Below are 14,888 nucleotides of genomic sequence, written 5' to 3' on the forward strand. Positions count from 1 at the left end.
ATAAATATAAGTATTCTTATAGTAGAATTCATAATTAAATCTAAGCTTGATCAATTTGATTCTTTAAGCTCCCTATCCCCTCTATCTTAACTTCTAAATCATCTCCAACTTCTACACTGCCTACACCTGGAGGAGTACCTGTTGCAATAATATCACCAGGATTTAAAGTCATAACTTGAGAAATAAAACTTACTAGATACTCAACTTCAAATATCATCTGTTTCGTATTGGAATTTTGCTTTACTTTTCCATTATGAAATAATTGAACCTGTAAATCATTTGGATTTACCTCTGTTTCAATTATAGGACCAACTGGAGCAAAGGTATCAAAAGATTTTGCCCTGGTCCATTGTCCGTCACGATTTTGTAAGTCTCTAGCTGTAATATCATTAAAACAAGTATAGCCCAAAATATGATCGCCAGCCTCTGCTGTCTCTATCTCTCTAATTTGATTCTTTACAACAACCGCTAACTCCGCCTCATAATCTACTTGTTGGCTGATCTTAGGATATTTAACCTTTGTATTAGGACCTATGATGGAAGTAGCAGGTTTTAAAAAGATAACAGGTTCTTTAGGTAGATCCATATCTAATTCTTTCGCATGATCACGATAATTAAGCCCTACACAAATTATCTTACTAGGCTCACAAGGAGCCAATAAATCTACCTCACTTAATAAGTAATTTCTATCAGAAATTTGATAATTATTATAAATATCACCTTTGATTTCTCTAATAATACCTTCCTCTAAGATACCATAACTAATCTTTTCTTCTTTTTTAAATCTTAGAAATTTCATTCTACTCACCTACTCTACTAAATTATAGACCAATCATTAACAAGCATCATTTAATAAATCAACAATAGTTAATTCTTCTAACTCTTCTCTTAAGCCTTCTATTAAAGAATCATATACACTACATATCTCTTGATCTGCAAAAATCTTATTAATTCCTATTTTTTGTTTGAAAATTAATAGTTTACATATCTCCCATAAAGAAATCTGCTCTAAAGTGGTAACTGGAATATATCTATTATCTTTCGTAATAGCTATTAAATTTTCCTTTATTAAGCCACCTAGATTATCTTCTATTATCTCTACTGGAATATTAATTCTGTCGGTTAAACCTTCAAAGCTAATCCCTTTAGATTTACGGTTAACAAATTCTTTGCAGATAACAACTAAAATCGCAATAGGAATTAAATTTTGTACTCCTACACTAATATCTTCCAATGTATTGAAATGATGCAAATTACTTCTGTTTTGATAAACATAAGAAATTACCGCTCCCCATAGAGCAATTAACCAAATTAAATAAATCCAAACTAAAAATAAAGGAATAACCGATAAGGAACCATAAATTTGACTATATCCAACAGCATATTTAGTATAAATTTTATATCCAAATTTAGCCAGGTTAAAAAGAAAGCCACTTACAGTACCGCCAACAATAGCTGCTAAAGGCTCCACATCAGTATTAGGAATTAAATAATAACCTACAATAAAAATCAGAAAATATGAAAGCATAGACAAGAAACGAAAAAAATAAGTTTTATCTGCTGAAATATTTACAAATCTAGGGCTTAGATAAGAACTAATTACCGATATTGTCAAACTTAAAGAAATAGCAATTAAAAAAGTACCTAAAGTAATAAAAGTCCAAAAAGCAACAAACCTTTTGAAAATATCACGATGCTCCTCAACACCCCAGATTTTATTGAAAGTTATCTCAATTCTTGCTAACATAAATACAATAACCACAACTAATGATAAAAAACTTATTACACCTAACTGTGTAACATCAACATTATTAACATATTGTTCTAAATAATTAATTAAAGTTTCTCCAGTTCCAGTTGTTAAATTCTCTAGAATAAGTTCTTTTAGACCATTAATTATACTCTTCATGCCACCAAAAATATTAAATAAGGTCATAATGTAAAATGAGAAGATTAATAATGGAATAATTGACAATAAAGTGGTATAAACCAAACTCATAGCATTGATAAAAATATCTATCTGTTTTGCTTTTTGATTAACTCTATTAATAAAAAGTTTCCAATTAACATCAAATAAGCTTTTTTCCATAATAGCCTCCCCAAATTCTTACTACTAACCTTTTCTTTATGATCATCTTTTTTCAAATACTTTTTATTATTTTAACGCATTGATCAATTCAGTATTTACCTAAATTAAATATATAATATTCTTATTATAAATTCTTGCTCTCATATAGAAAATAAATTTATCCTTATAATATTTATAAATTATTAAATTCATCCCCAATAATAAACAGATCATTTCTTAATTTCTAAAACTTAACAAATTATATGTTTAATTTGAAATCATATCTATCTCTATATTATATGTAGCCAGATTTTCTATATTATATAATTGTATTCTATTATCAAAAAACCTTTTTATTTATGCAAATATTTCTAAATATAATATTCTTTTAATTCGACCTAAAGATCAAATAGCTAAAAACCAAGTACTAATTTAGCACTTGGTTTAAACTTTAATATATATAATTATTACCCAGTATATACTTAATTCCATACTCTATGCTATCCCTTCGAGTTTTACAGAACAAAAACTCTTCGTATATGTTACATCGAGACTAAATATCAATATTGAGCTCTATTTGTCCTTCTTGAGTTTAATCCCATATTCTATACTGTCCCTACAGGTTTATAAAAACAATAAACCTTCCGTGAGGTGCTCATATTTACTTTTCTATAGATATTTACTTACTACCTTGTTTCAACTTTATCCCATACTCTATACTGTCCCTACGAGCTTTAAAAAACAAAGCTCTCCGTGAATGATATTTTTATGCTAAATCAAATTTTTGAACTTTAATCATTCTTTTTAAGTTTAATCCCATATTCGATACTGTCCACTAAAGCCTGCCAACTTGCTTCAATTATATTAGTCGAAGCTCCAACTGTACCCCAAGTATGATGTCCATCAGTAGATTCAATTAAAACTCTAACCTTAGCTGAAGTTCCTTGATTACCTTCTAAAACTCTAACTTTGTAGTCTATCAAATGAATATTCTTTAGCTCAGGATAAAAGCTAATAAGAGCCTTTCGTAAAGCACCATCAAGAGCATTAACTGGTCCATCACCCTCTGCTGCTGTATGAACCCTTTCCCCGTTAACTTTCACCTTAATAGTAGCCTCTGATAAAGGATTGTAATCCTCAGATTTTTCGGTAATGATTCTAACTCCCTCTAATTCAAAGAGTTTCTCATACCTACCGGTTGCCTTCTCTACTAATAATTCAAAAGAAGCTTCAGCTCCTTCAAAGTGATAGCCTTGATGTTCTAAATCTTTAATTTCATCTAAAACAGCTCTTAAATCTGTACTTTCTTCTTCAATATTAATACCAAGTTCTTGAGCTTTATAAACTAAATTACTCTTACCAGATAGTTCAGAAACTAAAACTCGTTGCTTATTCCCAACTAACTCTGGTTTAATATGTTCATAAGTTTTAGAATCTCTCAAAATAGCACTAACATGAATTCCACCTTTATGAGCAAAAGCACTATCTCCAACATAAGGCTTATGACTAGGAGGATTTAAATTAGCAACTTCACTAACATAACGAGAGACTTCTGTAATCTTAACTAATTGTTCATCAGTTATAAGTTCTTCATTGTACTTTAATTTAAGATTAGGAATAATAGAAGAAAGATTGGCATTGCCGCATCTCTCCCCATAACCATTAATAGTTCCTTGAATCTGTATCGCTCCAGCCTCATAAGCTGCTAATGAATTAGCTACTGCCAATTCTGCATCATTATGAGCATGAATTCCTAAAGGTATGTTGATCTCTTCTTTAATACTTGCAATAATCTCTTTAACTCTAAAAGGCATTGTTCCACCGTTAGTATCACATAAAACTAATGTATCTGCTCCCCCTCGTTGAGCAGCCTGTAATACCTTAATTGCATATTCAGAGTTAGCTTCATAACCATCAAAGAAGTGTTCAGCATCAAAATTAACCTCTAAACCTTTATTCTGCAAATAATCTATAGAACTTTCAATCATCTTTAAATTCTCTTCTAAAGTAGTCTTTAATGCTTGAGTAACATGCAAATCCCAAGCCTTACCAAATATTGTAGCCACCTTAACGCCAGAATCTAATATAGCATTTAGATTCTTATCATCTTCTGCTTTAATATTGGCCCTACGAGTGCTACCAAAAGCAGCTATCTTGGAATTACTAAGATCTAAGTTTTGTACTTTATTAAAATACTCTATATCTTTAGGATTTGAACCAGGCCAGCCACCTTCAATATAACTAATGCCTAGCTCATCTAACCTTTTAGTAATATTCAATTTATCCTCTGTAGAATAGGAGATACCCTCTCTTTGACTTCCGTCACGTAAAGTAGTATCATAAATTTTTAGCACTACAATCCCCTCCTAGCCTAAGACACTACAGATATAATCTCCTACTCCATCAGTAGTTAATTTTCCACCCATATCAACAGTAGTTTGATTCTCTGCTAATGATAAATTGATTGCTTTTTGAATCATTTGAGCTTCCTCCGGATTACCTAAAATCTCAACCATCATTGCTGCTGCTAATAATGCTGCTAATGGATTAGCTTTATTTTGACCTGCAATATCTGGAGCAGAACCATGTACTGGTTCAAACATAGATACACCTTCTGGATTAATATTTCCTGATACAGCCATACCCATTCCACCTTGAATTTCTGCACCTAAATCTGTAATGATATCACCGAACATATTACAAGTTACTACTACATCAAAGACCTCTGGGTTTCTAACCATCTTCATAGTCATAGCATCAACTAACATATGATGTTTTTCTACATCTGAATAATTGTTTCCAACCTCTTCAAATACTCTCTGCCATAAATCATGAGAATAAGTTAATACGTTACTCTTATCACATAAAGTTAACTTGTTCTCTTTATTACGCTTTTGAGCATACTCATAAGCATAACGGATAACTCTTTCTACACCTTTATAAGTATTAATCATCTCTTGAGTAGCTACCTCATCCTTAGTTCCTTTCTTGAAGAAGCCACCTACCCCAGCATAAAGACCTTCTGTATTTTCTCGAACAATCATCATATCGATATCTTTTGGCTCTTTATCTTTTAATGGAGTGAATTTAGAATCTAATAATTTAATTGGACGAAGATTAATATATTGGTCTAAAGAAAAACGTAAATCTAATAGAATTCCATGCTCTAAAACACCTGGTTTAACACGAGGATCTCCTACTGCTCCTAAATAAATAGCATCAAAATTTGTTAAATCAGCCTTAACCTCGTCAGTTACTAATTCACCAGTTTCTAAATAATGGTCAGCACCTATGTTGAAATTTTCAAATTCAAAATTTAAATCTGTAATCTGTCCTAACTTCTCTAATACTTTTACACCTTGTTTAGTTACCTCTGGACCGATTCCATCTCCACCGATTACTGCTATTCTCTTTTTACTCATTGTCTGCTCACCTTCTCTATAATTATTATTTTTTAAAGTCTTTTATCTAAATGCAAATGTACAGGTTGGTCGTGACTAACCCCTGAAAATTGTTATTCAAAATTTATTAATTCGTTTTCTCTTTTACATAATTTACTAATCCGCCTGCATCAATAATTCTCTGCATAAATGCTGGGAATGGTTCTGCCTGGAACTCAGTATCTTTGCTTAAATTCTTGATTACTCCAGAATCTACATCTATCTCTACTTCATCTCCCTTTTCAATTCCAGCTACTGCTTCTGGACATTCTAAGATAGGAAGACCAATATTAATTGCATTTCTAAAGAAGATACGCGCAAAAGAATTAGCAATTACTGCTGATACTCCTGCTGCTTTAATAGCAATTGGAGCATGCTCACGAGAACTTCCACAACCGAAATTATCCTCTGCTACAATAATATCACCTTGTTCTACATTGCCAGCAAAAGTTTCATCAATATCCTCCATACAATGTTCAGCCAATTTATCAGGATCTGATGTATTTAAATATCTAGCTGGAATAATTACATCTGTATCTACGTCATTACCATACTTCCATACTTTACCTTTGATCTCCATAATTCTCTTTCCTCCTCTAATACTTAACTAATTTTCACAGTTTATACCTGCATCTAATACTCTTTTAAATTTTTAACATTATTTTTACTTCTCACTGCTCACTAATTACAGAACTTCATCTGGACTAACAATCTTACCTGCAATTGCAGAAGCCGCTGCTACTGCTGGATTTGATAAATAAACTTCACTTTCTGGATGCCCCATACGCCCAACAAAGTTACGGTTAGTTGTAGCAATAGATCTTTCACCTTTAGCTAAGATACCCATATGTCCACCTAAACAAGGTCCACAAGTTGGAGTACTTACTGCTGCTCCAGCATCAATAAAGATCTCAATTAATCCTTCCTTCATTGCTTGCTTATAAATCTCTTGAGTCCCTGGGAAGATAATTAATCTTACATGATCAGCCTTCTTCTTATCCTTTAAGATTTCAGCAGCAACTCTTAAATCTTCTATTCTACCATTAGTACAAGAACCAATTACAGATTGATCAATCTTAATATCTCCTACTTGACTAATTCCTTTTGTATTTTCAGGTAAATGAGGGAATGCTACTTGAGGTTCAATATTACTTACATCATACTCTATAACCTCTGCATACTCTGCATCTTCATCACTCTTATATACTGTCCAATCACGTTGCGCTCTGTCTTTAACGTACTCTAAAGTAGTCTCATCTGCTTCGATCAATCCACACTTTCCACCAGCTTCAATAGCCATATTAGACATAGTAAATCTACTATCCATAGATAAATTCTCAATTACTGGCCCTGTAAATTCCATAGCTTTATATAAAGCACCATCTACACCAATATCACCGATCGTATATAAGATTAAGTCCTTACCACTAACCCACTTTTGTAGCTCACCTTTGTAAACAAATTTGATAGTTTCTGGAACCTTAAACCATGCTTCACCAGTTGCCATACCAGCTGCCATATCCGTACTTCCAATTCCAGTTGCTAAAGCACCTAAAGCACCATAGGTACATGTATGAGAATCTGCACCGATAACAATATCTCCTGGACCAACTAAACCTTGCTCAGGTAATAAACAATGTTCAATACCCATTTCCCCTAATTCAAAAAAGTTTGTAATCTCTTTGTCATTAGCAAATTCTCTAATCATTTTCACCTGTTCGGCTGAATTAATATCCTTATTAGGTACAAAGTGATCTGGTACAATTGCTATTCTATCTTTATCAAAAACATTCTCTATACCAATCTTCTGAAACTCCTTTACTGCTACTGGAGTAGTTACATCATTTCCTAAAACTAAATCTAACTTAGCATTAACCAATTCTCCTGCTTTTACTTTATCCTTGCCAGCATGAGCTGCTAATATCTTCTCTACCATTGTCATTCCCATAATTACTCGCCTCCTCGATTTCTTTAATTAATAATGTACAATGTATAATTATAATCTAAATAATATTGCTTTAAATTAATACTATTAATCACAAAAATAATTATCAATTCAAATTATTGATTCTTTAATTTATAATTGTAAATTATCAACTTTAAATTTAATTAGTAGCTGTAAATATTCTATTGATTGCATTATTATAAGCTTTAGCACTAGCCTCAATAATATCTGTACTAATACCTCTACCAACATAAAGCTTGTTTTCATGCTCTAACTTAACTATTACCTCGCCTAAAGCATCTTTACCACTAGTTACTGAATCAATTTGATAATCATTTAACTTACAATCTAAACCTGTTATCCGATTCATAGCCTCATAAATAGCATCAATCGGTCCACCTTCAGAACAAGCACTCTCATTAACCTTTTGACCATCCTTTTCTAATTGCACAGTCGCTGTTGCTAGACCTGGACTACTTGTTACTTGTAATAGATTTATCTGATAAATTTGCTCTACTTGACTAATTTCATCTTCCATAATAGCTTCTAAATCAAATCCAGTAATCTCTTTCTTCTTATCTGCTAAGTTTTTAAACCTTTTAAAAGCAGAATTCAATTCTTCTTGGCTTAATTCATAACCTAATTCCTCTAACTTCTGCCTAAAAGCATGTCGCCCTGAATGTTTTCCAAGAACAATTTTATTCTCTTCTAAACCAATAGTCGTAGCATCCATAATTTCATAGGTGGTTCTTTCTTTAATCACACCATCTTGGTGAATACCAGATTCATGAGCAAAAGCATTCTTTCCAACTATAGCTTTGTTAGGCTGAATCTCCATACCGGTTAAATGGCTAACCAACCTACTGGTACGAGAAATCTCTTTTAGATTTAAATTTGTTTGATCATCAAAATAATCATAACGCGTATTCAATGATAAAGCAATCTCTTCTAATGCAGTATTACCCGCTCTTTCACCAATCCCATTAACAGCACATTCAATCTGTTCTGCTCCATTCTCAATTGCAGCCAAAGAATTTGCTACTGCCAAACCTAAGTCATTATGACAGTGTACACTAATTACCGCATTATCAATATTTGCTACATTATCTTTAATATATTTTATTAAGCCACCAAATTCTAATGGAGTAGCATAACCAACTGTATCAGGAATGTTAATTGTTGTTGCTCCAGCTGAAATTACTGCTTCAAAGACCTCACACAAGAAATCCTTATCACTTCTAAAAGCATCCTCTGCTGAAAACTCTACATCATCAGTATATGTCTTGGCATACTTTACAGCTTTAACAGCACTCTCTAAAACTTCTTGGGGGGATTGTTTCAATTTATATTTCATATGAACTGGTGATGTAGCAATAAAAGTATGAATTCTTGGTCTTTGAGCATCTTTAATAGCTTCTCCAGCTCTATCAATATCCTGCTTTGTAGCTCTAGCTAAAGCTGCAATAACTGGTCCTTTAACTTCTTGAGCTATCTTCTGTACTGCTTTAAAATCACCATCCGAAGCAATAGGAAATCCTGCTTCAATTACATCAACTTGCAACTTAGCCAACTGTTTAGCAATCTCAATTTTTTCTTTAGCACTTAAGCTTACTCCTGGTGATTGTTCACCATCACGCAAAGTAGTATCAAAGATCTTAATAGCCATAAAACTCACCTCACTATTTTAGCTTATAGCTACTAGCTTCTGGCTGTTTAATTTCTAGCCAATAGCTAATAGCTAGCAGCTATAAGCTATTATTTGCTCTTAGTCAAGATAATTCATTTTAGATCTTAACTCTGCTCCAACCTTCTCAATTAAATGATCCTCATCAATAGCTTTCTTTCTATTATATCCTGGACGTCCAACTTGATTTTCAAGTAACCATTGCTTAGCAAATTCTCCTTCTTGAATATCAGTAAGTAATTTCTTCATAGCCTCACGAGATTTATCATTAATAACCTGCTTTCCAGCAATTAAGTCTCCATATTCAGCAGTATCGGAAATAGAATCTCTCATTGTAGCAATACCACCTTCATACATCAAATCAACAATTAGCTTAAGTTCATGTAAACATTCAAAATAAGCAATCTCTGGTTGATAACCAGCATCTACTAGAGTTTCAAAACCTGCTCTAACTAACTCAGTAGTTCCTCCACATAATACTGCTTGCTCACCAAATAAATCTGTTTCTGTCTCTTCTTCAAAAGTAGTTTCGATTACACCTGCTCTAGTACCACCTACACCTTTAGCATGAGCCAATGCGAAATCTTTAGCATTACCAGTAGCATCTTGATAGATAGCAATCAATGCTGGAACACCAAATCCTTCAGTGTAAACTCTTCTTACCAAGTGTCCTGGTCCTTTAGGTGCTACCATATATACATCTACATCAGCAGGTGGAACTATTTGACCATAATGAATATTGAATCCATGAGAGAATACTAAAGCATTCCCAGCCTCTAAATTTGCTTCAACTTCACTATAATACACCTTCTTCTGTACTTCATCTGGAAGTAAGATTTGAATTACATCTGCTTCTTTAGCAGCTTCAGCAGCTGTCTTAGGTTCAAAACCATCTTTAACTGCTTGCTCATAGTTTGGAGTTCCTTCTAATTCAGATACAATAACATCTAATCCTGCATCTCTCATATTTTGAGCTTGTGCATGACCCTGACTACCATAACCAACAACTGCAATCTTCTTACCTTCTAAAACCTTTAAATTAGCATCTTCATTATAATACATTTTTACCATTCTTCTCATCTCCTCGACTTTTTTTAGTTTATAATTAACAATTTAAAACATATGGTTTAAGACCACTTGATTCTAATTGCTAAATTGTCAATTATTTTTATTTTAATAATTATTAATTATTAATTCTACATTATCAATTATTTCTTCCCTCTTGCCATTGCGATCTTACCAGTTCTAACTAGCTCTTTAATTCCAAAAGGCCTTAAAAGTTCTTCTATAGCATTAACCTTATCTTCATTGCCAGTTATTTCGACCATTATTGAACCTGAGGCTACATCTACAATTTTACCCCTAAATATATCAACTATCTGCATAATCTCAGACCGAGTAGTAGCAGTAGCTTTGACTTTGATTAAAGCTAATCCTCTACTTACAACAGATTCTTGGGTTAAGTCACTAATTTTATGAACAACAATTAATTTGTTTAATTGCTTAGTTAACTGCTCTAAAACCCTATCATCACCTTCAACAACTAAAGTAATCCTAGATATTTCTTCATTATCTGTCTTACCAACAGATAGACTCTCTATATTAAAGCCTCGCCTACTGAATAAGCTAGCTACTCTAGCTAAAACACCAGATTCATTAGCAACTAATACTGAAACTGTATGCTTCATTCTACCTCCCCCTTTAAGACCATACTGTCTAAACTACCACCTGGTGGTACCATAGGGAATACATTCTCTTCTTCTTCTATAATAAAATCTAGCAAGTAAGGTTCTGGACTATTAATTGCTTCTTCTAATGCTGGCCTTATTTCTTCAGCTCTACTCACCCTCTTAGCTTTGATTCCAAAAGATTCAGCTAATTTTACAAAATCAGGTGTTGTAACTGGACACTGATCACCAGGAGCTGAACACCCTGGCGGACAGCTTTCCTGTTGCTTTAGACATACAGAAGAATATCTTCTATCATAGAACATTTCTTGCCACTGCCTTACCATTCCTAAATAACCATTATTAAAAATAACAATATTTAATGGCAATTTATTTTTAGCTACAGTAGCTAGCTCCTGTAAATTCATCTGAAAGCTACCATCACCAGCTAAAGCCAATACTACACTATCTTTATTACCAACCTGTACTCCCACAGCAGCTGGGAAACCATAACCCATTGTTCCTAAGCCTCCAGAAGTCATGAAACTTCTTGGTTTACTATATTTATAGAATTGTGCTGCCCACATCTGATGTTGCCCTACTTCAGTGGTAATCAAAGCCTGCCCTTCAGTTAAATCATCTATCTCTTCTATAATTTCTTTAGGTGATAACTTCTTCTTTTCACCCTCTTCATTGAGTTCGTCTAACTTACGCCAGTTATCAACTTGGTCCAACCAATTATTTCTTTCTTTAGATTCAATTAACTTATTCATAGTAGTTAAGATTCTTCTAACATCTCCAACTATTGGGATGTCGACAAGTTTTCTCTTTCCTACCTCAGCTGGATCAATGTCTATATGAATAATCTTAGCATCTTTAGCAAATGTCTCTAATTTACCTGTAACCCTATCATCGAATCTAGCTCCAATAGCCACCAATAGATCAGCATTTGATACAGCCAAGTTAGCTTCAGTAGTACCATGCATTCCTAACATCCCTAGGCTCAATTCATCTCGTTCATCAAAAGCTCCCAAGCCTGTAAGAGTAGTAGTTACAGGGATATTAGCCTTTTTAGCTAATTCACGCAATTCGCTGCTAGCACCTGAAATAATAACTCCTCCACCGGAATAGATTACAGGCTTATTTGCCTCATTAATAGCCTTGGCTGCTTCTTTAATTTGTAGCTCATGACCATCATAATTAGGTTTATAACCTGGTAAATTAATCTTTTTAGGATATGAAAATTCTGCTTTATCCTTTAAAATATCTTTAGGTATATCAATTAATACTGGACCAGGTCTTCCTGTACTGGCAATATGAAAAGCCTCCTTAATAATTCGTGCTAAATCTTTTACATCTTGAACTAAGTAATTATGTTTAGTAATTGGAGTCGTAATCCCTGTAATATCAGCCTCCTGAAAGGCATCAGTCCCTAACATTGAACTAGGTACCTGCCCAGTAAAAGCCACAATCGGTACCGAATCCATATAGGCTGTAGCTAATCCAGTTACCAAATTGGTTGCTCCTGGACCAGAAGTGGCAATACAAACCCCTACTTTTCCAGTAGAACGAGCATAACCATCAGCTGCATGAATACCTCCTTGTTCATGATGAGGCATAATATGTTCCAATTTAGAATCATACAACACATTATAAATTGGTAATACCGCTCCACCAGGATAACCAAAAATTGTTTCTACATTTTCACAATAAAGAGATTCTAAAAAAATCTCTGCTCCTGTCTTTAATGTCACTCTAAATCACTCCTTTCTAATTACTCCTCTACTTCTTTACCTTAGAGTTAACAATATAACAAAAACTCTGAGCTAGATAGCTCAGAGTTTTTTAAGATTATTTCAGGAAATTAGATATACTTATCCCTATATAATCAAGCTATTATACTCCTCACTACTAACTACTTTTTAAATAATCTATTACTAAATATCTACTACTATGACTACTATCTAATTTTATCTAGATATCTTCTAATAACTATTCTTAATAATGAAATTTTTATAACTACTCAATTCTACTTATTAACTTCTCACTAATTTTCAAAATTAAAAATATACTCTACTCAATTTAAATACAAAGAACTCTCGTCTCAACCAATAGACTAGTTCTATTAATTGGGACGAGAGTTCTTTCTCACGTGGTACCACCCAAAATTCATTACTATCTTACAATAGTAATCTCAATAAGTACTCTCATACTAAAATAAAGTATGATCTATACTCCAGTACATGGTAACGGGTACTGTCCTCTAAATAATCTTAGAGTCCCGGCAAAACTTACTTAGAATATTCTTTCAGTTTGCAGCTCTAGGGTGATTTTCAATAGTGTATTCTATACTGGCTTTCACCAACCCAGTTCGCTAAAGACAGAATCTAAACTATTTACTTTCCCTTTCATAGCCTTTTGTTCATTTCTTTATTTGTTGTTATAAATTATAATTTATAACTTATACTTTGTCAAGAAATTGATCAAAAATAATTTATTCTTTTCAGCTTTACAGTTCAAGGGTGAGAAAAATAACACTTTAATTCTCGGTTCTCAGCTACCCCGATTCTCTGTAATTAAAGAAATTATTTTATTCCCTATCACTACTTTTAATTTATATTTTATTTAATAAATAGTATATGTAAGATTTTTAGATTTGTCAAGAACTTTATTCTAACTTAATTATCTATTTTCCTTAAATATCTACTTCGTGATATACTCAATCCCATTATAGCCCAGAAGACAGGAGCTACAGAAACAACACTAATATTAAACGTTGCTTGGATTAAATAACTAACTATTGCAACCAGAAATGCTAATTGATATTTGTCTCTTTTTATCACAACCCTAAAATTTATTATAAGAACTTTAGATAAAAACCATAAATAAGCTAATAGAGCCGGAATTCCCATAGTAATAGCCATTTGCAAATATTCACAATGCGCTTTATCCAAAACTTGATTTTTACCAACATATTCAGAATACTTTTCTAAAGGAAAAACTAAATGATACGTGTCTGGACCACTACCAAACAGTGGATTCTTAGATAATAATGGCATAGAAGTCTTGTATATAAACATTCTCAATGAACCAACTTTATCAATTTCACTTTCATTACCCTTTAATAATGTAACTCCATCTGAAAATATACTTAATAACCTTTTTGAAAAATAACTATCATGAGTTACATTAAAAATAAATGTTACACAAATTAAAAGAATTAATAAATAAAGCAGACGTTTCTTTTTAATAGCTATTTCCCCAAAAATTAAATACAATATTAAGATAGCAACAACTATAACTCCTAAATAAGCACTTCTTGTTCCAGTAGCAATTAACATCCCATAAAATAGAGTTGTCATTGCCCCTAAAATTAACACCTCATTTTTATTCTTAGCATAAAAATAAAGAATAAAAGAAAAGGGAAACAACATAGCAATATAACTTCCTGCAAAATCAGGATTACCTAAAGTAGAAAATGCCCTAAACCCATGCTTTATTTTGTGAGGGTCAGTTAAAGGATCTATACCATAATACTGTAAAATCCCATAAATTGATATTATAGTAGCAGAAGCTAATAAATATTGTGTTACCTTCTTTATTTTTTTCTTACTATCAACCACATTAATTGCCAAAAAAAAGATAATTACATAAGCAAGCCAAGCTAATAAGCCTTCACTACGCAAACTCTTACCATAAATTGCTGTAATCTTATAAGGAGATAATAAAACTGATATAAATATTAAAGATAAAAAAGTAATTAAAGATAAGTAAACCTTTTTCCATTTAACTTTAAATTGACTAAATTTGATTTTGAGATATATGTTTAATAGCATTATTAGCTCTATTATTAACAAAGTATATATTTTAGGTTCGCTTACTGTATCTTTAAAAATATGTATAACAGTTTCACCATCTAGCTCATAAAACGCAAAATCAAAGGGTATGAGAGTATAAGATAAATAAATTAATGGTACTGCTGCAATCGCTAAAATAAATAATCCTAAATTAACTAAATCTAATTTTTCCTCGAAATTATTTAAAAGCATTAATCTTCCTCCTTATTATTACAATACTAATTATT

Annotated in this window: 11 protein-coding genes and 1 other annotated feature; all 11 genes read right to left on the minus strand. The window is 32.4% G+C overall.

Translation table 11 applies throughout. The features are described from left to right. Window positions 1-40: 40 nt before the first annotated feature. Window positions 41-799, minus strand: coding sequence for a fumarylacetoacetate hydrolase family protein (locus tag OREMA_RS0110910; RefSeq protein WP_018249307.1), 759 nt, complete (start codon window positions 797-799; stop codon window positions 41-43). Between the two features lie 36 nt (window positions 800-835). Next, window positions 836-2,089 (minus strand): YihY/virulence factor BrkB family protein, encoded by a 1,254-nt coding sequence (locus OREMA_RS0110915; RefSeq protein WP_018249308.1) that lies wholly within the window; start codon window positions 2,087-2,089, stop codon window positions 836-838. Between the two features lie 770 nt (window positions 2,090-2,859). Then, window positions 2,860-4,422 carry a citramalate synthase gene (gene cimA, locus OREMA_RS0110920; protein ID WP_018249309.1) on the minus strand — a complete coding sequence of 521 codons (1,563 nt, stop codon included), beginning with the start codon at window positions 4,420-4,422 and terminating at the stop codon, window positions 2,860-2,862. 12 nt (window positions 4,423-4,434) lie between these two features. Continuing rightward, a complete protein-coding gene (locus OREMA_RS0110925) occupies window positions 4,435-5,490 on the minus strand; it encodes a 3-isopropylmalate dehydrogenase (protein WP_018249310.1) in 1,056 nt (351 codons plus the stop codon). A gap of 106 nt (window positions 5,491-5,596) precedes the next feature. Then, on the minus strand, window positions 5,597-6,088 hold the full coding sequence (gene leuD, locus OREMA_RS0110930; RefSeq protein ID WP_018249311.1) for a 3-isopropylmalate dehydratase small subunit: 492 nt from the start codon (window positions 6,086-6,088) through the stop codon (window positions 5,597-5,599). Window positions 6,089-6,193: 105 nt separating this feature from the next. Continuing rightward, window positions 6,194-7,456 carry a 3-isopropylmalate dehydratase large subunit gene (leuC, locus tag OREMA_RS0110935; RefSeq protein WP_018249312.1) on the minus strand — a complete coding sequence of 421 codons (1,263 nt, stop codon included), beginning with the start codon at window positions 7,454-7,456 and terminating at the stop codon, window positions 6,194-6,196. 157 nt (window positions 7,457-7,613) lie between these two features. Continuing rightward, window positions 7,614-9,119 (minus strand): 2-isopropylmalate synthase, encoded by a 1,506-nt coding sequence (locus OREMA_RS0110940; RefSeq protein ID WP_018249313.1) that lies wholly within the window; start codon window positions 9,117-9,119, stop codon window positions 7,614-7,616. Between the two features lie 99 nt (window positions 9,120-9,218). Then, window positions 9,219-10,217, minus strand: coding sequence for a ketol-acid reductoisomerase (gene ilvC, locus OREMA_RS0110945; protein WP_083900116.1), 999 nt, complete (start codon window positions 10,215-10,217; stop codon window positions 9,219-9,221). A gap of 128 nt (window positions 10,218-10,345) precedes the next feature. Then, a complete protein-coding gene (gene ilvN / locus OREMA_RS0110950; RefSeq protein ID WP_018249315.1) occupies window positions 10,346-10,825 on the minus strand; it encodes an acetolactate synthase small subunit in 480 nt (159 codons plus the stop codon). Beyond that, the gene (ilvB, locus tag OREMA_RS0110955; protein ID WP_018249316.1) at window positions 10,822-12,558 is read right to left on the minus strand and encodes a biosynthetic-type acetolactate synthase large subunit; all 1,737 of its coding nucleotides are present in this window, start codon (window positions 12,556-12,558) and stop codon (window positions 10,822-10,824) included. Before ilvB ends, ilvN begins: the two co-directional genes overlap by 4 nt. 373 nt (window positions 12,559-12,931) lie before the next feature. Further along, window positions 12,932-13,225, minus strand: a binding site (T-box leader). 257 nt (window positions 13,226-13,482) lie between these two features. Continuing rightward, window positions 13,483-14,853: an O-antigen ligase family protein gene (locus OREMA_RS0110960; protein WP_018249317.1), complete on the minus strand. Its 1,371-nt coding sequence runs from the start codon at window positions 14,851-14,853 to the stop codon at window positions 13,483-13,485. Between the last annotated feature and the right edge of the window lie 35 nt (window positions 14,854-14,888).

This window comes from Orenia marismortui DSM 5156, assembly GCF_000379025.1.
Taxonomy (GTDB): Bacteria; Bacillota; Halanaerobiia; order Halobacteroidales; family Halobacteroidaceae; genus Orenia; species Orenia marismortui.